Origin of the sequence: Streptomyces sp. NPDC050564, from assembly GCF_044457265.1 — a bacterium.
In the GTDB taxonomy this organism is placed as follows: domain Bacteria; phylum Actinomycetota; class Actinomycetes; order Streptomycetales; family Streptomycetaceae; genus Streptomyces.
Genome location: NZ_JBITGS010000016.1, coordinates 1 through 21,021, shown reverse-complemented (window position 1 = coordinate 21,021; position 21,021 = coordinate 1). Strand labels below are relative to the sequence as shown.

The following is a 21,021-nucleotide window of genomic DNA, read 5'->3' as shown; positions in this document are numbered from 1 at the left end:
ATGCCCGAAGGAGACACCGTCTGGCAGGCCGCGAGACGGCTGCACCTCGCCCTCGCGGGAAAGGTGCTGACCCGCTCCGACCTGAGGGTGCCCAAGTACGCCACCGCCGACCTGACCGGACGCAGGGTCCTGGACGTCACACCGCGCGGCAAGCACCTGCTCACGCGCTTCGAGGGCGGAGTGACCCTGCACTCGCATCTGCGGATGGACGGCTCGTGGAAGGTGTACGCGAACGGCCAGCGCTGGAGCGGCGGTCCCACGCACCAGATCCGGGCCATCCTCGGCACCGCGGACCGCACGGCCGTCGGCTACCGGCTGCCCGTGCTGGAGCTGCTCCGCACCACCGACGAGGACCGTGCGGTCGGCCATCTCGGCCCCGATCTGCTGGGCCCGGACTGGGACCCGGACCGGGCGCTGGAGAACCTCCTGCGGGACCCGGCCCGCCCCCTCGGCGAGGCCCTGCTCGACCAGCGCAATCTCGCCGGCATCGGCAACGTCTACAAGAGCGAACTCTGCTTCCTGCTCGGCGTCACCCCCTGGCTCCCCATCGGCGACCTGCCCGCCGACCGCGCCGCCCAACTGCCCGTCCTCGCCAAGAAGCTCCTCGAAGTCAACCGCGACCGCCCAGCGCGCAGCACCACGGGCCGCCGCGACCAGAACCTCTTCGTCTACGGCCGCGCACCCCGCCCCTGCCTTCGCTGCCGCACCTCGATCCGTTCGGCGGACCAGGGCGACGGCTCCCGCGAACGCCCCACCTACTGGTGCCCGACGTGCCAAAGGGGGCCCACGCCGCTGCCGGGTGCCGCCCAACCCCGTACAAGTCCCCGACGCACGACCAATTGACGACCCGTCAGAAACGCTCGTACCGTCCCTGCATGCCCCTCAAGGCGTACGACCTCACCGGACGCACCGCATTCATCACCGGCGCCGCCGGCGGCATCGGCCGCGCATCCGCCGTTCTGCTCGCGGAGGCAGGCGCCACGGTCCACTGCGCGGACCGTGACACACAGGGCCTGCACGAGACGGCGACCCTGATCAAGGACCGGGGCGGCGCCGCCCACACCCACCCGCTCGACGTCACCGACCGCGACCAGCTCCACCAGGCCGTCGCCTCCTGCGAACGCCTCGACATCATGGCGGCGGTCGCCGGGATCATGCACAGCAGCCCGGTGCTGGAGACCCGCGACGAGGACCTCGACCGGGTGCTGAGCGTCAACTTCAAGGGCGTGCTGTACGCCTGCCAGGAAGCTGCCCGGCTCATGATCGCGAAGAGCGTCCGCGGCAGCATCATCACGATGGCGTCGGGTGCCATAGACACCGGCGGCCCCGGCCTGTTCTGCTACAGCGCGGCGAAGGCGGCCGTCGTGCAGATGACGAAGACCCTGGCCACCGAGGTCGGCCCGCACGGCATCCGCGTCAACGCGGTCGCGCCCGGCTGGATCCGTACGCCGATGACCAACCGCCACGGGGAGGCGCAGGCGCACACGGAGGCCTTCATGGCGCGCCTGTCACCGCTCGGCCGGGTCGGTGAGCCCGAGGACATCGCCCACGCCGTGCTCCACCTGGCCTCGGAGGCCGCGGCGTTCACCACGGGCCAGATCCTCCGCCCCAACGGAGGCGTGGCGATGCCGTGGTAGCGCTGCCCCTCACCCGCGTACCGCCGATCCCGCCCATACGCCCGGGCGCCCTCATGCGCCCGGGCACCCCGTATGCCCGGGCGCTGCCGCTGCGCTCCCCCGAGCCCCCGGCACGCCTGAACGCAGCGCTCCGGCGGGCTCCCGGCCCTCCCGTCCTTGACCGCCCCCTCCTCCGCCACGGTCGGCCAGGCGCCTCCACCCTCTACTCCGCGGGCCGCGCACGCCCCCCGCGCTCCGCCCGCCGCCGCCGGGACTCCTGCCAGGCCAAGCGCCATCGACCCGACCCGGTGGACCCCACCGCCCGGGCCTTCGGCATGCAGTGCACCGGCAGCAGGCTCAGCCCCCATCCCCCGGCCGCGACCGCTCCCTCCAACACCCCGGCATCGGGCACCAGCGCGAGCCGGAGCACACTCCACCACCACAGCGCGCCGAACCCAAGTGCGGCCCCCCAGCGCACTATCCGCCCTGCCATGGTGTCCACCTCCAGCCCCAGCCCGACGCTAGACCGCGACCTCACGCCCCGGCAGGGCGCACCAGCGGCACACAGGCGCATCCCGGGCAGCACCCGAGGGCGGTCACCCGTTCTCCGCCTGAAACATCCAGTGGTGCTTCTCGAGGTCGGCCGTGATCCCGATGAAGATGTCCTGGCTCACCGGATCCGGGTCCGCGGTCGTCGCCACCCGCTCCCGCATCCGCGTGATCACCGCGCCAAGGGCCTTCACGAGCGTCTTCACGGCGTCGGTGTCCTTGATCCAGCCCTCGGGCGTCGCGCCGATGCCGCTCTTGGCGGCCACGGTCGCGGCCCGGCCGTCCGGCGAGACCCCCAGAGTCGAGGCGCGCTCCGCCACGGTGTCGGAGTGCAGGCGCGCACTGTCCACGACCTCGTCGAGCTGGAGATGGATGGAGCGGAAGCGCGGTCCCACCACGTTCCAGTGGACCTGCTTCGCCACGAGGGAGAGGTCCACCAGGTCGACCAGCGCGCCCTGCAGCGCGTCGGCCACGGTCTTCAGGTCCACATCGGACAGGGGGCTCTTCACGACGTACATCCGCATCCTCCGATGCTGACGATCGCGACCATGACGATGACCGCGACGTACGAATCGATGACGTAACAGCCGGCCATGCGCCGACCGGCCCCCGCCCTGCCCTCCACCATGGCCGCCACACCGGATACCGGCAAACGGACCCGGGACACCCCTACAACGCAAAGACCCCGGCCGCACTCCTCCGGGTTTCCCCGGAGAAGCCCCGGCCGGGGCTTCACACAAGATCCTCAGCTCATGAGCGCGAACCCGTGAGCGTCAGGCGGCGACGACGTCGACCGCCTCGGTAGGCGCCTTGATCGTGACCCGTTCCGGTGGCACACCGGTCACCGATACGGAATTGAGCATCGGGCGACGCACCGGTGCGGGCACCGGTTCCGCAGCCGACTGTGCCAGCTCGGCGAGGGCGAGCTCGTCGCTCACTTCCCGCATGAGCTCGGACATCCGTACGTCCAGCGCGTCGCAGATCGCGGAGAGCAGTTCGGAGGATGCCTCCTTCTGCCCCCGCTCCACCTCGGAGAGATAGCCGAGTGAAACTCGGGCGGACGAGGAGACTTCGCGCAGAGTACGGCCCTGGCGCTGGCGCTGCCGACGCAGCACGTCACCCAGCAGGCGACGGAGCAGAATCATCGGTGGCTCCCTCCTCGGACCGCGTAGCCGCATCCTTCACGCCCCACCGTACCGCCTTGCGCCGCGGCCGTGCGGGGAGCGATGTCGTGTTCACTCAGGGCTGCAAACATCAAAACCCCCCGTTCTGTTCCGTATCCTGTGCCCGCTCATTCCCAGTCTGTTCGCTCGCAAGCCCCTTCAGGAGCAGTGCGAGTACGCTCCGTACACTCTCCATACGGATTTCCGCCCGGTCGCCGTTCAACCTCAGCGGTGTCACTTTCCCGCCACCGGCGGGATGAAAAGATGCTTGGGACGGTCCGTCGACAGCCACGAAGACCGTGCCCACCGGCTGTCCGTCCTGAGGTTCGGGACCGGCGACACCCGTGGTCGCGATTCCCCAGTCCGCACCGAGAGCCTTGCGCACACCGACCGCCATCTGGGCCGCGACCTGCGGATCCACCGCACCGCGCTCGGCCAGCAGAGTGGCGTCGACGCCGAGCAGCTCGTGCTTGAGCTCAGTGGCGTACGCGGTCACGGAGCCGCGGAAAACCTTGGAGGCACCCGGCACCGCGGTGATCTCCGCCGCCACCAGACCACCGGTGAGCGACTCGGCAACGGCGAGCGTCTCGCCCTTCACCGTGAGTAGTCGCACCACTTCAGTGGCCAGGGAACTCACCGCTCCGCCTCCTCGGCCGCCGCCCGCCGCTCGGCGATACCGCGCCTGCGCAGCACAATGGCCTGTCTCACATAGTCGAGCCCGGTGACCACGGTCAGAACGACCGCCACGGCCATCACCCAGAACCTCAAGGTGGCCAGCGGCCCCGTCAGTGCCAGCACATACATCCCGACGGCCGTGCCCTGGGCCAGCGTCTTGATCTTGCCGCCGCGGCTCGCCGGGATGACCCCGTAATGGATCACCAGGAAGCGCAGCAGGGTGATCCCGAGCTCACGCCCGAGGATCACGCCCGTCACCCACCAGGGCAGATCACCGAGGTAGGACAGACAGATCAGGGCCGCTCCCATGATCGCCTTGTCGGCGATGGGGTCGGCGATCTTCCCGAAGTCGGTGACCAGGTTGTACGTGCGCGCCAGATGACCGTCGAAGATGTCGGTGATCATGGCGACGGCGAAGGCCGCCCAGGCCCATGCGCGCATGGCGGGGTCGTACCCGCCGTCGGCCAGCATCAGCGCCACGAAGCCCGGCACGAGGACGAGCCGGATCATGGTCAGGATGTTGGCGATGTTCCAGAGGCTGGCCTGGTTGACGGCCGCAGCGCCCAGCTTCCCGCCCCGCGCCGGCTTCGCGCCTCCCGGAGTACCGGATGCGCCGGGAGCGCCCGCCGCACCTTTCGCGCTGGGGGAGCCGCCCGCCGCGGATGCCGGGACTCCGGTCATCTGGCCGCCTCCTCAGTACACGGGAGCGAGCCCAGGAGCGGCTCGGCCACCAGGTCGACACCTTCCGTACCGACCACCTTGGCCTCGACGATACGGCCGACGGTCAAACCCTCGCCGCTCGTGAACAGCACCTGGCCATCCGTCTCCGGCGCCTGGTGGGCGGCACGGCCGACCGCGCCCTCCTCGTCGTCGATCGACTCGACGAGCACCTGCACGGTCTCACCGACACGCTCCTCGGCGCGCTGCGCGACCAGCTCCTCGGCGAGCCGGGACACGCGCGCGAGGCGCTCGGCGACGACGTCCTCATCGAGCTTGTTCTCGTACGTCGCCGCCTCGGTGCCCTCCTCGTCGGAGTACCCGAAGACGCCGATCGCGTCGAGGCGCGCACCCGTGAGGAAGCGCTCCAGCTCCGCAAGATCGGCCTCGGACTCGCCAGGGAAGCCCACGATGAAGTTGGACCGCACGCCGGCCTGCGGGGCCTTGGCGCGGATGGTGTCGAGAAGCTCCAGGAAGCGGTCGGTGTCGCCGAAGCGCCGCATGGAGCGCAGCACGTCGGGCGCGGAGTGCTGGAAGGACAGGTCGAAGTAGGGCACGACATTCGGCGTCGAGGTCAGGACGTCGATCAGTCCCGGGCGCATCTCGGCCGGCTGCAGATAGCTGACCCGCACGCGCTCGACGCCGCCGATCTCGGCGAGCTCGGGCAGCAGGGTCTCCAGGAGGCGGATGTCGCCCAGGTCCTTGCCGTACGAGGTGTTGTTCTCGGAGACCAGCATGATCTCCTTGACGCCCTGCTCGGCGAGCCAGCGGGTCTCGTTCAATACGTCGCTGGGGCGGCGTGAGATGAACGAGCCGCGGAAGGACGGGATGGCGCAGAAGGAGCAGCGCCGGTCGCAGCCCGAGGCGAGCTTCACCGAGGCCACGGGCGAGCCGTCGAGGCGGCGCCGCAGGGGCGCGCGGGGGCCGGACACCGGAGCCACGCCTTCGGGGAGGTCCGAGGGGGCGCCGTGGCCGGGAAGAGCCACTTCCTCGCCGGCGCTCTGCCGCTCGGCCGGGCTGATCGGCAGCAGCTTCCGCCGGTCGCGCGGGGTGTGGGAGGCGTGGATGCCGCCGTTCAGGATGGTCTGGAGGCGGTCGGAGATGTCGGCGTAGTCGTCGAAGCCGAGCACGCCGTCGGCCTCGGGCAGAGCTTCGGCGAGCTCCTTGCCGTACCGCTCGGCCATGCAGCCCACTGCCACGACGGCCTGGGTTCTGCCATGTCCCTTGAGGTCATTGGCTTCGAGGAGGGCGTCGACGGAGTCCTTCTTGGCGGCCTCGACGAAGCCACAGGTGTTGACGACAGCGACGTCCGCTTCCTCGGCGTCCTCCACGAGTTGCCAGCCGTCCGCCTCCAAGCGGCCTGCGAGCTCCTCCGAGTCCACCTCGTTACGGGCGCAGCCAAGGGTGACGAGTGCGACGGTACGGCGTTCAGGCATGGGCTCAAGACTACTTTGTCTCACTGACAGCCCACGTCGACGGGGTTGGCCGATCTTGGCCAACCCCGTACCAGCACGCCCCTTCGGACCGTTTATCCGACCTGGGGGTCGCCCTTTGTATACGTGAGGCGCTCGACCGCGCCGGGCTGGAAGTCGTCCTCGATCTTCTTGCCGTTCACGTAGAGCTGGATCGCGCCGGCGTCGCCGAGGATCAAGTTGATCTTCGAGCTGTCCTGGAAGGTCTTGGACTCGCCCTGCTTCAGCAGCCCGTCGAAGAGCATGCGGCCGTTGTGGTCCTTGGCGGAGATCCAGCTACGTCCGTCCGCGGCGCTGACCTGCACGGTCACCTTGTCCTGCGGGGCGGCCGCGATGGCGCTGTCGGACGGGTCCGGCTTCGGATCGGCGGGCTTGGTCTCGGTCGGCTTGGTCACGGGCTTGCTGGTGGTCGGCGTGGACCCCTCGGCGACCTGCGTCTTCGTGTCGTCCCCGCTGTCGCTGCCCTTGACCACCGTGAACCCGACGAAGCCGATCACCGCGACGATGGCGGCGACCATGGCGGCGGTCCAGTTCGGCCCGCGCCGCTCGGGACGGATACGTTCCGCCTCGAAGAGCGGGGCGGCCGGCGTCGGTGCGGGGCGCCCGCCGTGCTCGAGGTCGTAGCGGGCGAGCAGCGGGGCCGGATCGAGGCGCACGGCGCGTGCCAGGGTCCGGAGGTGACCGCGCGCGTAGACGTCGCCGCCACAGGGGGCGAAGTCGTCCTGCTCGATCGCTTGGACGATGGCGATGCGGACCCGGGTGGCGTTGCTGACTTCGTCGACGGTCAGCCCGGCCTCGATGCGTGCCTGCCGCAGGGCACGGCCGATCGAAAACTGCTCGGCCGCGCGGTCGTCTTCGAACGGACGCTCGTCTTCAGGGGAGTTGCCGTCAGGGGAGTTGCCGATGGACACGGGGGCGCCTTTCGAGCGTGTAGCCACCTGTGCTGGAAGTTCAGTCTAGGGGGGGTACGAAAGGGTGGGGCAACCGGGCGGTAGCACTTTGTACGCCATCAGAATGGCCGGTCATCCTGATGCTGGGACATGTACGTGTCCCCTCGCTCAACTTGACGTACGACGGAGGGAAACGGTTGCTCGCCGATCACTTACGGGTGAGTCACGTTCGATTACTTTATTGTCGCCGACCCACCCGTGGCGTGACCGACCTGTCCCGTTTTCCTTAAGCTTCAGCTTCCCCACGAATCACGGCGAGCACTCCATCCAGCTCGTCAGCCTTCACAAGAACGTCACGTGCCTTGGAGCCCTCGCTGGGACCGACGATGCCGCGGGACTCCATGAGGTCCATCAGCCGTCCGGCCTTGGCGAATCCGACGCGCAGCTTGCGCTGGAGCATCGAGGTGGACCCGAACTGCGAAGTGACGACCAGCTCGGCAGCGGCGCACAGCAGATCGAGGTCGTCACCGATGTCCTCGTCGATCTCCTTCTTCTGCTTGCTGCCGACGGTGACGTCGTCCCGGAAGACCGGCGCCATCTGGTCCTTGCAGTGCTGGACGATCGCCGCGACCTCGTCCTCGGTGACGAAGGCGCCCTGCATACGGGTCGGTTTGTTGGCCCCCATCGGCAGGAAGAGCCCGTCGCCCTTGCCGATCAGCTTCTCGGCGCCCGGCTGGTCGAGGATGACCCGGCTGTCGGCGAGCGAGGAGGTGGCGAACGCGAGCCTGGAGGGCACGTTCGCCTTGATCAGACCGGTGACGACGTCGACGGAGGGCCGCTGCGTGGCGAGCACCAGGTGGATGCCGGCCGCACGCGCGAGCTGAGTGATGCGCACGATCGCGTCCTCGACGTCGCGCGGCGCGACCATCATCAGGTCCGCCAGCTCGTCGACGATCACCAGCAGGTACGGGTACGGCGAAAGCTCACGCTCACTGCCCTCGGGCAGCTTCACCTTGCCGTTCCTGATGGCCTCGTTGAAGTCGTCGATGTGCCGGTAGCCGAACGCCGCGAGGTCGTCGTAGCGCAGGTCCATCTCCCGCACGACCCATTGCAGCGCCTCGGCGGCCCGCTTCGGGTTGGTGATGATCGGTGTGATCAGGTGCGGGATGCCCTCGTACGCGGTCAGCTCGACCCGCTTGGGGTCGACGAGGACCATCCGCACGTCCTCGGGGGTCGCGCGGACCATGACGGACGTAATCAGGCAGTTAATGCACGAGGATTTGCCGGAACCAGTGGCTCCGGCCACGAGCACGTGCGGCATCTTCGCGAGGTTGGCCATCACATAGCCGCCCTCGACGTCCTTGCCCAGCGCGACCAGCATCGGGTGGTCGTCCTCGGCCGCGTCCGCGAGGCGTAGCACGTCACCGAGGTTGACCATCTCGCGGTCGGTGTTGGGGATTTCGATGCCGACCGCCGACTTGCCGGGGATCGGGCTGATGATCCGCACGTCGGGGCTGGCGACCGCGTACGCGATGTTCTTGGTGAGCGCCGTGATCCGCTCGACCTTCACTGCGGGGCCGAGCTCGACCTCGTAGCGCGTGACCGTCGGACCGCGTGTGAAACCGGTGACGGCGGCGTCGACCTTGAACTCCATGAAGACGTTCTGGAGCGAGGCGACCACAGCGTCGTTGGCGGCGCTGCGCGTCTTGCCAGGACCGCCGCGCTCGAGCAGGTCGAGCGACGGCAGGGAGTAGGTGATGTCGCCGGACAGCTGGAGCTGCTCGGCACGCGGGGGGAGCTCGCGCGGCCCGTCGGGCGCGGCCTTGGTGAGGTCGGGCACGACGCTCTCGACCGGCAGGGCCTCCTGCTTGGGCGGCTTGGAGCTCTTGGTGCGCGCGGCCGGTACCGGCGTCGTCTCCTCGTACCCGTCGCGCTCCACGGAGACGCCCTGCGTCAGATCGGCGACCAGCGGCGAGGGCGGCATGCCGTGCAGCACGGCACCGTCGAGCGCGGCAGCGGCGGCCGCGGCGACGTCCACCGCGTCCATCGGCCGATGCATGTCGGGTTGCTGCACCGCGGGCCGCCTGGGGCGGCCCCGGCGCTTGGTGAGCGCCTCCTGCTCGGCGCTGTCGGGGTCGTACGTCTCGGGGTCGCTCGAGCGCCGCCGCGAGCGCGCGGGGAGCGCCTCGCGCCACTGCTCGTCATAACGCTCGTCGTCCTCGCCGAACTCGTCCTCATCGACGTCGGCCTGAACGATGCCCAGCTTCTGCCCCAGGAGCCGCAGCCGCTGCGGAATCGCGTTGACCGGGGTCGCCGTGACGACCAGCAGCCCGAAGATAGTGAGCAGCACGAGAAGCGGTACGGCCAGGACGTCACCCATCGTGTACGTCAGGGGGGTGGACGCGCCCCAGCCGATGAGTCCACCGGCGTCCCTTATCGCCTGCATGCCGTCGCTGCGCGCGGGCGCCCCGCACGCGATGTGGACCTGGCCGAGCACACCGATCACGAGCGCGGACAGGCCGATCACGATGCGGCCGTTGGCCTCGGGCTTCTCGGGATGCCGGATGAGCCGGGCCGCGATGACGCCGAGCAGTATCGGGACGAGCAGGTCGAGACGGCCGAAGGCGCCGGTCACCAGCAGCTCGACGAGGTCACCCACGGGGCCCCGCAGATTGGACCATGTACCCGCCGCGACGATCAGCGCGAGGCCGAGCAACAGGAGCGCGAGACCGTCCTTGCGGTGCGCCGGGTCGAGTCCCTTGGCGCCCCGCCCTATGCCGCGGAACATCGCCCCGACGGCGTGGGCGATGCCCAGCCACACGGCGCGTACGAGTTTGTACACGCCCGCGGTCGGGTTGGGCGCCGGCGGGGGAGCGGCCTTCTTCGCCGCGGCCTTCTTGGCGGGCGCCTTCTTGGCGGCTGCCTTTTTCGCGGGGGCCTTCTTCGCCGGAGCCTTCGTCGGAGCGGCCGCCTTCTTCGCGGGCGGCTTCTTGGCTGCGGACTGACGTGAGGCCATGTGTGTGAGGTTACCGGTGGAGACGACAGCGGACACGTGTGCCCAGTGCTTCACCCGTTCGTGTCGCCGTTGCCGAGGACCGAAACTGACGTCGGCTCACACGAGACGCAGAGCTCGATGGCGCTCAGTTCCGCGACTGCAGCGCCCAGTTCTGCTGAAGCGACACTCACTTCCGCTGGAGAGCACTCAGTTCCGCTCTGCTGGAGCAGCCCTCAGTTCCGCTGGAACAGCACTCAGCTCTGCGACGGCACCGAAGGTGCGCCGCTCCCCGTGCCCGGCTCCAGCGCGTCCAGCGCCCTGCGCAATCCCGTGAGTTTGCGTTCGAGATGGGCTGCGGTCGCCACCGCCGCCGCGTCGGCCGAGTCGTCGTCGAGCTGCTTGGACAGCGCCTCGGCCTGCTCCTCAACGGCCGCGAGCCGCGCGGAGAGTTCGGCGAGGAGTCCGGCGGGCTCCTTGGTGTCGCCGAGCGCCGCCTTGCCCCCGCCCTCCAGCTGGAGCCGCAGCAGGGCCGCCTGCTCCCGGAGTTGGCAGTTCTTCATGTAGAGCTCGACGAAGACGGAGACCTTCGCGCGCAGCACCCACGGGTCGAACGGCTTGGAGATGTAGTCCACCGCACCCGCCGCGTACCCCCGGAAGGTGTGATGCGGGCCGTGGTTGATCGCGGTGAGGAAGATGATCGGGATGTCCCGGGTCCGTTCTCGCCGCTTGATGTGCGCGGCGGTTTCGAAACCGTCCATGCCCGGCATCTGGACGTCCAGCAGAATGACCGCGAAGTCGTCCGTGAGCAGTGCTTTGAGCGCTTCCTCCCCGGACGATGCCCGTACCAGTGTCTGATCGAGCGCGGAGAGGATCGCCTCCAGCGCCAACAGATTCTCCGGCCGGTCATCGACCAGGAGGATCTTGGCCTTCTGCACCATGGCCCGCCCTCCTCGCCCCGGCATGGGGCCTCCCCTGTCCGCAGGACTTGGGGAAGCACCGGACGCCGCCCCAGGGGACGACTCCCTTGCGCCGCCCGTCCTTGTGCCGGTCATGGTAGCCGCACCCCGCCTGTCGCCACACCCTGTCACCGCGATGTCACTGTGCACGTAGCAGAAACGTAGCGGGAGACCAGAAGGTTCCCCGAATCCCGCACTTCTACACGGCCTCGGCCACAGTCAGTTATCCGACGCCGGGCCCGTCGCGCCACCGGTTCGGCGCGCACGGCCGGCGCTCCGGTCGCTGACACCGCGTAGCGACCGGACTCGGACACCAGTCTGTCACTCCTCACGCATCCACTGCTCCATCACAGAGAGCAGGTGATCGGGATCGACCGGTTTCGTCACGTAGTCGGAGGCACCCGACTCGATGGCCTTCTCCCGGTCGCCCTTCATCGCCTTCGCCGTGAGCGCGATGATCGGCAGCCCGGCGAACTGCGGCATCCGGCGAATCGCCGTCGTCGTCGCATAACCATCCATCTCGGGCATCATGATGTCCATCAGGACAACCGTCACATCATCGTGCTGCTCCAGGACTTCGATGCCCTCGCGGCCGTTCTCGGCGTACAGCACCGAGAGTCCGTGCTGCTCGAGGACGCTGGTCAGCGCGAACACATTGCGGATGTCGTCGTCGACGATCAGCACCTTCTCGCCCTCGAACCGGATGCCGCGGCGCGGCTGCGGCTCCGCGTCCTGCCGGCCCGCGGCCGCCCACTGCTCCTGGGCCGCCCCTGCGGCGCCGTTCGGCTGCCCCTGCCCCGGCAGGGCGCTGCGCTGCTCGACCGCGGACACCGCCCTGCGGCGCCTCCTGAAGAGCGCGGCGGGCCCGTTCTGCGTCTCCCGGTACGACTTCACCTCGGCCGGCGTCTCGATGTCGGCGCCGGACAGCTCCGCCTCGGAGGCCAGCAGTTCCCCGGCCTCCAGCGCCGGCGCGAGCTGCCCATAGCCCTGCGGCGGCAGTTCGCTCGGGTGCAGCGGCAAATACAGCGTGAACGTCGAGCCGCGCCCCGGCTCGCTCTGCGCGTGGATCTCACCGCCCAGCAGCCGCGCGATCTCCCGCGAGATGGACAGCCCCAGCCCCGTACCGCCGTACTTCCGGCTCGTCGTGCCGTCCGCCTGCTTGAAGGCCTCGAAAATGACGCGCATCTTGCTGGCCGCGATCCCGATGCCGGTGTCCGTCACGGAGAACGCGATCAGATCGGCGTCCGCGTCCCGCAGCGAACCGGACTCCAGGAGCTGCTCCCGGATGGCCACCGGAACGTCCGCACCGGCGGGCCTGATCACCAATTCGACCGCTCCGGAGTCGGTGAACTTCACCGCGTTGGAGAGCAGGTTGCGCAGCACCTGGAGGAGCCGCTGTTCGTCGGTGTGCAGTGTGGCGGGCAGTTCCGGCGACACGCGTACGGAGAAATCGAGACCCTTCTCCGCCGTCAGCGGACGGAAAGTGGCCTCTACGTAGTCGACGAGTTGGACCAGCGCGATGCGCGTCGGCGACACGTCCATCTTGCCCGCCTCGACCTTCGACAGGTCGAGGATGTCGTTGATGAGCTGGAGCAGGTCCGAGCCGGCGCCGTGGATCGTCTCGGCGAACTCGACCTGCTTCGGGGTGAGGTTCGTGTCCGCGTTGTCGGCGAGCAGCTTGGCCAGGATCAGCAGGGAGTTGAGCGGCGTACGCAGCTCGTGCGACATGTTCGCCAGGAACTCGCTCTTGTAGCGCATGGAGACCGCGAGCTGCTCGGCACGCTCCTCCAGGACCTGCCGGGCTTCCTCGATCTCGGTGTTCTTCACCTCGATGTCGCGGTTCTGCTGGGCCAGCAGCTCGGCCTTCTCCTCCAGCTCCGCGTTCGAGTCCTGGAGTGCCTTCTGCCGGTTCTCCAACTCGGCCGAACGCTCCCGCAGTTGCTCGGTGAGCTCCTGCGACTGGCGGAGCAGCACCTCCGTCTTGGTGTTGACGGAGATGGTGTTGACACTCGTCGCGATCATCTCGGCGATCTGGTTCAGGAAGTCCTTCTGGATCTGCGTGAACGGCGTGAAGGACGCCAGCTCGATGACACCGAGCACGGTCCCTTCGAAGAGCACCGGAAGCACGATGACCTGTGCCGGGGGCGCCTCGCCGAGCCCGGAGGAGATCTTCAGATAGCCGCTCGGCGCGTTCTCCACGAGGATCGTGCGCTTCTCCTGGGCCGCCGTCCCGATCAGCGCCTCACCGGGCCGGAAGGACGTCGGCATGGAGCCCATCGAGTAGCCGTACGAGCCGAGCATGCGCAGCTCGTACGCGTCCTCGTCGTTGCCCGCCTCCTTGCCGTCGACCAGCGGCATGGAAAGGAAGAACGCACCGTGCTGCGCGGAGACGACCGGCGTCAGCTCGCTCATGATCAGCGAGGCCACGTCGTCCAGGTCGCGGCGGCCCTGCATCAGGGCGGAGATGCGCGCGAGGTTGCCCTTCAGCCAGTCCTGCTCCTTGTTGGCGATGGTGGTGTCGCGCAGGTTGGCGATCATCTTGTTGATGTAGTCCTGAAGTTCCTGGATCTCGCCGGAGGCGTCCACGTCGATCTTCAGGTTCAGGTCGCCGCGGGTCACCGCGGTCGCCACGCGCGCGATGGCACGCACCTGCCGGGTCAGGTTCCCGGCCATCTCGTTCACCGACTCGGTGAGGTCGCGCCAGGTGCCGTCGACGTCGCGTACGCGCGCCTGGCCGCCCAACTGCCCTTCGGTGCCCACCTCGCGGGCCACTCGAGTGACCTCCTCGGCGAAGGACGACAGCTGGTCGACCATCGTGTTGATGGTGGTCTTGAGCTCCAGGATCTCGCCGCGCGCGTCGATGTCGATCTTCTTGGTCAGGTCGCCCTTGGCGATGGCCGTGGTGACCATCGCGATGTTGCGCACCTGGCCGGTCAGGTTGGACGCCATCCCGTTCACGGACTCGGTGAGGTCCTTCCACGTACCGGACACGCCCGGCACGCGCGCCTGGCCGCCGAGAATGCCGTCCGTGCCCACCTCGCGGGCCACCCGGGTGACCTGGTCGGCGAACGAACTCAACGTCTTCACCATGGTGTTGACGGTGTCGGCGAGCTGGGCGACCTCGCCGCTCGCCTCGACCGTGACCTTCTTGGTGAGGTCGCCGTTGGCCACCGCCGTCGCGACCTGCGAGATGTTCCGCACCTGGTTGGTCAGGTTGTTGGCCATCACGTTGACGTTGTCGCTCAGGTCCTTCCAGATGCCCGTGACACCCGGCACCCGCGCCTGACCGCCCAGGTTGCCCTCGGTGCCCACCTCGCGGGCCACCCGAGTCACCTGCTCGGCGAAGTTGGACAGCTGGTCGACCATCGTGTTGACGGTGGTGACGAGTTCGAGGATCTCGCCCTTGGCGTCGACGGTGATCTTCTTCGACAGGTCGCCCTTCGCGACCGCCGTCGTGACCTCGGCGATGTTGCGCACCTGAATGGTCAGGTTGTTCGCCATGAAGTTCACGGACTGGGTGAGGTCCTTCCAGGTGCCGGAGACACCCTGCACCTCGGCCTGCCCGCCGAGCATGCCCTCCGTGCCCACCTCGCGGGCCACCCGCGTGACCTGCTCGGCGAAGTTCGAGAGCTGGTCGACCATCGTGTTGAGGGTGTTCTTCAGCTCCAGGATCTCGCCGCGCGCGTCCACATCGATCTTCTGCGACAGGTCACCCCGGGCCACCGCGGTCGCGACCTGCGCGATGTTCCGCACCTGGGCGGTGAGGTTGCCCGCCATGCCGTTCACGGAGTCCGTCAGATCGCGCCACACACCGGCGACGCCGGGCACCTGCGCCTGACCGCCGAGGCGGCCTTCCGTACCCACCTCGCGGGCGACCCTGGTCACCTGGTCGGCGAAGGCGGAGAGCTGGTCGACCATCGTGTTGATGGTGTTCTTCAGCTCCAGGATCTCGCCGCGCGCGTCCACATCGATCTTCTGCGACAGGTCACCCCGGGCCACCGCCGTCGTGACCTGCGCGATCTGCCGCACCTGCGAAGTCAGGTTCCCCGCCATGAAGTTGACGGAGTCGGTGAGTTCCTTCCAGGTGCCCGACACACCGTCCACGCGGGCCTGACCGCCGAGGCGGCCCTCCGTACCCACGTCACGGGCCATCCGTGTCACCTGGTCGGCGAACGAGGAGAGCTGGTCCACCATCGTGTTCACGGTGTTCTTCAGCTGGAGCATCTCGCCGGAGACATCGACCGTGACCTTCTGCGACAGATCGCCGTTGGCGACCGCCGTCGTCACCTGCGCGATGTTGCGCACCTGGCCGGTGAGGTTCCGGAACGCCGTGTTGACGGAGTCCGTCAGGTCCTTCCATGTTCCCGCCGCGCCCGGCACCTGTGCCTGGCCGCCCAGTTCACCCTCGACACCGACCTCGCGCGCCACGCGCGTGACCTCGGCACCGAACGCCGACAGCTGGTCGACCATCGTGTTGACGGTGTTCTTGAGCTCCAGCATCTCGCCGGCGACATCGACGGTGACCTTCTGGGAGAGGTCACCGTTGGCCACGGCGGTGGTCACCGCGGCGATGTCGCGCACCTGGGTCGTGAGGTTCCGGAAGACCGTGTTGACGGAGTCCGTCAGGTCCTTCCAGGTCCCCGCCGCACCCGGCACATTCGCCTGGCCACCGAGCCGTCCCTCGCCGCCGACCTCGTTGGCCACCCGCGTGACCTCGTCCGCGAACGTCCGCAGCGTCTCGGTCATCTGGTTGATCGTCTCGGCGAGCTGCGCGACCTCGCCGCGTGCGGAAACCGTCACCTTCTGCGACAGGTCACCGCTGGCGACCGCCGTCGTCACCTGCGCGATCCCGCGCACCTGGGCCGTGAGGTTTCCGGCCATGAGGTTCACCGAATCGGTGAGGTCCTTCCACACACCGGCCACACCGGGCACCTGTGCCTGACCGCCCAGCTCGCCCTCGGTGCCCACCTCACGCGCGACTCGCGTCACCTCGGAGGAGAAGGAGGACAGCTGGTCCACCATCGTGTTGACGGTGTTCTTGAGTTCCAGCATCTCGCCGGCCACGTGAACCGTGACCTTCCGGGACAAGTCACCCTTGGCGACCGCCGTGGTCACGAGAGCGATGTCACGCACCTGGGCCGTCAGCCGGTACGCCATGGTGTTGACCGAATCCGTGAGGTCCTTCCACGAACCGGACATCCCGCGCACCCGCGCCTGACCGCCCAACTTGCCCTCGGTACCCACCTCGCTGGCCACCCGCGTGACCTCGTCGGTGAACGTCGACAGCTGGTCGACCAGATTGTTGACCGTCCGCCCGACCTTGAGGAACTCTCCGCGCAGCGGATGCCCGTTGCCGTCGGCCGCCTGTGCCCGCAGCTCCATGCGGGGCGACAAGTCGCCCTCCGCGACCGCGGACAGCACCCGGCCGACCTCGGAGACAGGCCGTACGAGATCGTCGACGAGCGCGTTCGAGGCGTCGATCGCCGCTGCCCACGAGCCCTCGCAGGCGCCCGCCTCCAGCCGCTCCGTGAGTTTTCCCTCACGTCCCACCATGCGACGTACGCGCGACAACTCACCCGTGAGATGCAAATTTCGGTCAGCCACTTCATTGAAGACCGCCGCGATCTCGGACATCACTCCGTCGCCGGAGACCGTGAGCCGCTTGCGGAAGTTGCCGTCCCGCATCGACACCAGGGCTGCCAGCAACCGGTTCAGGGCCGCCGTGTCCACCTCGGTGGTGCCATTGCGCGGTGTGCGCTCGTTGTTCAGGGACTGTCCGCCTTTCGCGCGCGTCTTAGTGCCCCGCGTCGCTGCGCCAGACTCCACTGTGTCCCTCCCGCAAGGGTCGACCGTTACTGCTCGGCGTACTCGGGTACTTCTGCTCGGCGTGCTGGAAGGCACTCAGCCTGCCCGAACCGTCTCTTGGAGCTTGCCCAGTGTTTCACCCTGGCTGAACCAGGCCATAACAGTTCGGCAGCTTCGCACATCGTCCGCACACCCTCCGGACGGAAACACAGGCGACCGGCATCCGCATGGACGGCGAAGGTAAGTAACCTTGCATGCGGCTGTCCAGCCGTGCCGGTCCCGTCCGGCCTGGGCGGTGGCACGAGCACGAGCGGGCAGGCATCGGAGGGGCGCCGCACCATGACCACCGGACTGCATCCTGGGGGACCGCCCCAGGATCCTCGGCCGACGGGGAACCACGCTCTGCCACGGCAGGAGCAGGTCGGCCACGGAGCCCTGCACGCCGACAACCGGACAAGGAGTTCTGTGATCACCGCGCGCGCGGCCGCCAGTTTCGATCCCCTGGGGCGATCGGTCGCGACCGCCCGCTCCTTTGTCCGTGACACCCTGCAGGGCTGGGGCTTCGCCGACATCGTCGACGATGCCGTGGTCCTCACCAGCGAACTTGTCACCAACGCTGTCGTGCATGCGGGCACCTCCGCGGACGTTCTGTGTCTGCGCAGCGACGACGGCGTACGCATCGAGGTGGCGGACCGCTACCCGGAACGTGAAATTCCACTCCAGGCGACGGCTGTGAACATGGGCAGCCCCGACCGCGAAGGCGGCCGCGGTCTCCAGCTGTGCGCGGCGCTGGCGGGCCGCTGGGGTGTCGAGTACACGCCCACCCACAAGCAGGTCTGGTTCCAGCTCGACCTCCCCGAGCGTCCCGTGGGCACCCGCACCGCCGGTCCCTCCCTCCCCGCCGATCTCCTCCCGCTCGCCGACGGCCGCGTCCGCGTCGCAGTCGTCCAGATCGACCGCGTCGGCGCCATCAACGCCTGGAACGAGGACGCGGAGGAGCTCTTCGGGTACGCCGCCGAGCACGTCACCGGAAAACCGCTCACCGACCTCGCCGCCTGGCCGCACACCCCCGGGACCAGCACCGGCATCGTCGAGGCCCTCCAACTCTCCCGCTGGGAAGGCAGCTACGGCATCCGCGGCGCCAACGGGCGCGTCACCCCCGTCTACGCCTCACACCTTCGGGTCCGTGACACCGGCGGCGAACCCTCCACGGTCTGCCTTCTCGTACGCGACCACGAACGCGCCGTCCTGCAGACCCCGTTGCGCGTCAACGCCAGCGACACGACCACCAGCTCCGAGGGCCAGGCCTCCGACCCCTTCGAGGTCTTCATCGGCTCGCCCGCCCCCGACGACCTGGACGGCCTCCTCCAGCGCACGGTGGAACGCGCCCGCGACATGCTCGACGGCGACTCCGCCTTCCTGCTCCTCGCGACCGACGACGAAACGGAATTGGAGGTACGAGCCTCGACGGGCCTCCCCTCCGCCCGCCAGCGCTTCGCCCGCGTCCCCGTCGAGGCGGGCCCCGGGCGCTACGGCTCGGCCCGCATGCCCGCCGTGCACGAGGATCTGACGGTCGTTCCGGGCGCCGTCCCGCTGCTGAGCGGCACTGGCATGCGCTCGGTCGTCACGGTCCCGCTGAAGGTCGAAGGACGCCTCACCGGCTCACTCGGCGTCGCGGCCGAGTCACCCAGCAGATACTCCAACGAGGAGGCCCTGCGCCTCCAGTTCGCCGCCGACCGCATCGCGCTCGCGGTGGAGTCCGCCCGGCTGGGCGAACTCGAACGCCTGCGCCGGGGCTCACTGTCCTTCCTCGTGGAGGCCTCCGACCTCCTCGCCGGCACCCTGGACCGCGACCAGACCCTGGCCCTCATGGCCCAGATGACGGTGCCGACCCTCGCCACCTGGTGCGCCGTCTACACGATCGCCGACCAGGCCTCGGATCCGTATCTCTCGTACGTCCTGCACGAGGACGAGGAACGCATCGACGGCCTCAAGGCGTTGCTCTCCAAGATCGCCCCACCGGACCCGGTCCCCACCCCGGGCGCCCGCGTCTGGTCGGCACCCGCCGAAGCGGCCCACGAGGCGGCCTTGCGCACCTCTATGCGCAGCCTGGGCCTGGGCGAGTCCTCGCCGGTGAGTTCCGGCATCGGCACGACGCTGGCGACGGCCTCGGCGGTCGGCGGCGAGACAGTCGTACTCCCCCTGGTGGCCCGCAACCGCGTCATCGGCATGCTGACACTCGGCAAGCCGTCGGACGAACACTTCCGCCAGGAAATCCTGGAGTTGGCCGAAGACCTCTCACGCAGGGCCGCCCTGGCGTTGGACAACGCCCGCCTGTACTCGGAGCGCGTGGCCATCAGCCAGTCCCTCCAGCGCAGCCTCCTTCCCCCCGAACTCCCCCACATCGAGGGCGTCGAGGTCGAGGTCATCTACCGAGCGGCCGGCGAGGGCAACGAGGTCGGCGGCGACTTCTACGACCTCTTCCCGATCCGTGACGGCGCATACGGCTTCGCCATCGGCGACGTCTGCGGTACGGGCCCGGAGGCGGCGGCGGTAACCGGCTTGGCCCGGCACGCGCTCAGGCTGCTGGCCCGCGAGGGCTACGGCGGCCCGGCCGTCCTGGAGCGCCTGAACTCCGCGATCCTCGACGAGGGCGCCCGCAGCCGCTTCCTGACGCTCCTGTACGGCGAGTTGTGGCCCCAGGAGGACGGCAGCGCACTGCTGAAGGTGGTGTGCGCCGGCCACCCGCTCCCGCTGCGCCTGCGCCAGGACGGCACGGTCGAACCGGCCGCCGAACCCCAGCCGTTGCTCGGCGTCATGGAGGACCTGGAGCTGTACGAGCAGACGGTCACGCTGGATCCGGGCGACGTCCTGCTGTGCGTCACGGACGGCGTCACGGAGCGCCGCGAGGGCACCCGCATGCTCGGCGACGACGGGCTCACGGACGTCCTCACCACGTGCACGGGTCTGACGGCGGGCGCGGTCGCCGCCCGCATCATGCGCGCGGTCGAGCGCTTCGCCTCCGACGCCCCGTCCGACGACATGGCGATTCTGGCGATGCGGGTTCCCGGTCTCCACAAGGACTGAGGCACGGCATGGCCTCGGGGTACGAGAAAGGCCCCCGCCCGTAAGGGCGGAGGCCTTTTCCTGATGGAGCCCCCAAACGGAATCGAACCGTTGACCTTCTCCTTACCATGGAGACGCTCTACCGACTGAGCTATAGGGGCCAGTTGCCATTTCGAGGTTTCCCTCGCGGCAACGGAATAGATCATACCCCGAACAGAAGCGTGTTCCCAACCACGCTCGGTGGGTCAGAAGGCAGGCTGAAGCAGTCCACCGAGCGCATTGCACGCCGAGACGATCCGCTGCATCTCGCGCTTGGTCAGAGAGGCATCGACCGGCAGCGCGAGAGTCTCATCCGCGGCCCGCTCGGTCTCCGGCAGGTGCACGTCCCGACGGAATGCCGGCATGCGGTGCACGGGAGTCTTCACCGGCACCCAGCACTCAACTCCCCTGGCCCGCACGGCCCGTGCGAACGCGTCCCTGTCCGGCCGCCCATTGCCCGGCACCCGCACGACGTACTGCTGGTAGGTGTGCCCGTCACCACCGTCGGGCGTCCGCACACCGCTCAACCGCCCGTCAAGGTAGACGGCCCGCTCCCTGCGCTGCGCTATCTCGTCGTACGGCGCCACGGACTCACCCTGCTCCAGCACCAGGAACCCGTGCCGCAGTCCCATCCCCCGCAGCCGCACCATGTCGGCCGACCGACCGAAGCGATGAACCACAACCATGGCCACCGACTGGGGAGTTATGACCGCCTCGACCGAGTTCGGGTCGAGGCAGTATGTCGCCGGGTCTATGTCGGCGAAGACGGCCGTCGCCCCGGCCTGCGTCACGGCCTCGGCCACCTCGACGTTCCCGAACGCCGGCACGATGACCTCGTCACCGGCTCCGACACCCGCGGCCCTGAGCATTGCAGCAGTACTCATACGGCGGATGCTTGTCGCGCAACGTGAACGCCAAGTGACGCAAAACAAAAAAGAGCTGGTCCCTGAACCGAAGTTCAGGGACCAGCTCTTTGAATAATTGTTCGGCGGCGTCCTACTCTCCCACAGGGTCCCCCCTGCAGTACCATCGGCGCTGTAAGGCTTAGCTTCCGGGTTCGGAATGTAACCGGGCGTTT

At 68.8% G+C, this 21,021-nt stretch carries 14 protein-coding genes, 1 tRNA gene and 1 rRNA gene; 3 read left to right on the top strand and 13 right to left on the bottom strand.

The genetic code is table 11. The annotated features are described in order from the left end of the window. Positions 1 to 843 carry a DNA-formamidopyrimidine glycosylase family protein gene (locus ACIBK0_RS25025; RefSeq protein WP_399084013.1) on the top strand — a complete coding sequence of 281 codons (843 nt, stop codon included), beginning with the start codon at positions 1 to 3 and terminating at the stop codon, positions 841 to 843. A 32-nt stretch (positions 844 to 875) separates the two neighbouring features. Beyond that, a complete protein-coding gene (locus tag ACIBK0_RS25020; protein ID WP_399084010.1) occupies positions 876 to 1,637 on the top strand; it encodes an SDR family NAD(P)-dependent oxidoreductase in 762 nt (253 codons plus the stop codon). A gap of 202 nt (positions 1,638 to 1,839) precedes the next feature. Here the strand turns inward: ACIBK0_RS25020 and ACIBK0_RS25015 are convergent, their stop codons facing one another. The 10 genes from ACIBK0_RS25015 to ACIBK0_RS24970 all read right to left on the bottom strand — a co-directional run bounded on the left by ACIBK0_RS25015 (position 1,840) and on the right by ACIBK0_RS24970 (position 16,859). Beyond that, complete coding sequence (locus ACIBK0_RS25015; RefSeq protein WP_399084007.1) at positions 1,840 to 2,109, bottom strand: hypothetical protein; 270 nt, start codon at positions 2,107 to 2,109, stop codon at positions 1,840 to 1,842. A gap of 103 nt (positions 2,110 to 2,212) precedes the next feature. Continuing rightward, positions 2,213 to 2,683 (bottom strand): Dps family protein, encoded by a 471-nt coding sequence (locus tag ACIBK0_RS25010; protein WP_399084525.1) that lies wholly within the window; start codon positions 2,681 to 2,683, stop codon positions 2,213 to 2,215. A gap of 255 nt (positions 2,684 to 2,938) precedes the next feature. After that, entirely contained in the window at positions 2,939 to 3,310 is a 372-nt protein-coding gene (locus tag ACIBK0_RS25005; RefSeq protein WP_399084004.1) for a helix-turn-helix domain-containing protein, read from the bottom strand. 109 nt (positions 3,311 to 3,419) lie between these two features. Continuing rightward, the gene (locus ACIBK0_RS25000) at positions 3,420 to 3,965 is read right to left on the bottom strand and encodes a CinA family protein (RefSeq protein ID WP_399084001.1); all 546 of its coding nucleotides are present in this window, start codon (positions 3,963 to 3,965) and stop codon (positions 3,420 to 3,422) included. Continuing rightward, positions 3,962 to 4,684: a CDP-diacylglycerol--glycerol-3-phosphate 3-phosphatidyltransferase gene (gene pgsA, locus ACIBK0_RS24995; RefSeq protein WP_399083998.1), complete on the bottom strand. Its 723-nt coding sequence runs from the start codon at positions 4,682 to 4,684 to the stop codon at positions 3,962 to 3,964. Before pgsA ends, ACIBK0_RS25000 begins: the two co-directional genes overlap by 4 nt. Then, entirely contained in the window at positions 4,681 to 6,156 is a 1,476-nt protein-coding gene (gene rimO / locus ACIBK0_RS24990; protein ID WP_399083995.1) for a 30S ribosomal protein S12 methylthiotransferase RimO, read from the bottom strand. Before rimO ends, pgsA begins: the two co-directional genes overlap by 4 nt. A 92-nt stretch (positions 6,157 to 6,248) precedes the next feature. Beyond that, positions 6,249 to 7,103 (bottom strand): helix-turn-helix domain-containing protein, encoded by an 855-nt coding sequence (locus tag ACIBK0_RS24985; protein ID WP_399083992.1) that lies wholly within the window; start codon positions 7,101 to 7,103, stop codon positions 6,249 to 6,251. Between the two features lie 265 nt (positions 7,104 to 7,368). Further along, positions 7,369 to 10,098, bottom strand: coding sequence for a DNA translocase FtsK (locus ACIBK0_RS24980; protein ID WP_399083989.1), 2,730 nt, complete (start codon positions 10,096 to 10,098; stop codon positions 7,369 to 7,371). A gap of 233 nt (positions 10,099 to 10,331) precedes the next feature. Next, positions 10,332 to 11,015, bottom strand: coding sequence for a two-component system response regulator (locus ACIBK0_RS24975; protein WP_399083986.1), 684 nt, complete (start codon positions 11,013 to 11,015; stop codon positions 10,332 to 10,334). Positions 11,016 to 11,354: 339 nt separating this feature from the next. Then, positions 11,355 to 16,859, bottom strand: coding sequence for a HAMP domain-containing protein (locus tag ACIBK0_RS24970; protein WP_399083983.1), 5,505 nt, complete (start codon positions 16,857 to 16,859; stop codon positions 11,355 to 11,357). 318 nt (positions 16,860 to 17,177) lie between these two features. Here ACIBK0_RS24970 and ACIBK0_RS24965 point away from each other — a divergent pair, with 318 nt between their 5' ends. Next, positions 17,178 to 19,925: a SpoIIE family protein phosphatase gene (locus tag ACIBK0_RS24965; protein WP_399083980.1), complete on the top strand. Its 2,748-nt coding sequence runs from the start codon at positions 17,178 to 17,180 to the stop codon at positions 19,923 to 19,925. A 64-nt stretch (positions 19,926 to 19,989) separates the two neighbouring features. On the opposite strand, the gene ACIBK0_RS24960 is transcribed toward ACIBK0_RS24965, so the two are convergent. The 3 genes from ACIBK0_RS24960 to rrf form a co-directional block, all read right to left on the bottom strand. Next, positions 19,990 to 20,065, bottom strand: a tRNA-Thr gene (locus ACIBK0_RS24960). An 84-nt stretch (positions 20,066 to 20,149) separates the two neighbouring features. Continuing rightward, positions 20,150 to 20,812 carry a DegT/DnrJ/EryC1/StrS family aminotransferase gene (locus ACIBK0_RS24955; RefSeq protein WP_399084522.1) on the bottom strand — a complete coding sequence of 221 codons (663 nt, stop codon included), beginning with the start codon at positions 20,810 to 20,812 and terminating at the stop codon, positions 20,150 to 20,152. 114 nt (positions 20,813 to 20,926) lie between these two features. Next, positions 20,927 to 21,021 (bottom strand): 5S ribosomal RNA (gene rrf / locus ACIBK0_RS24950); the annotation flags it as partial.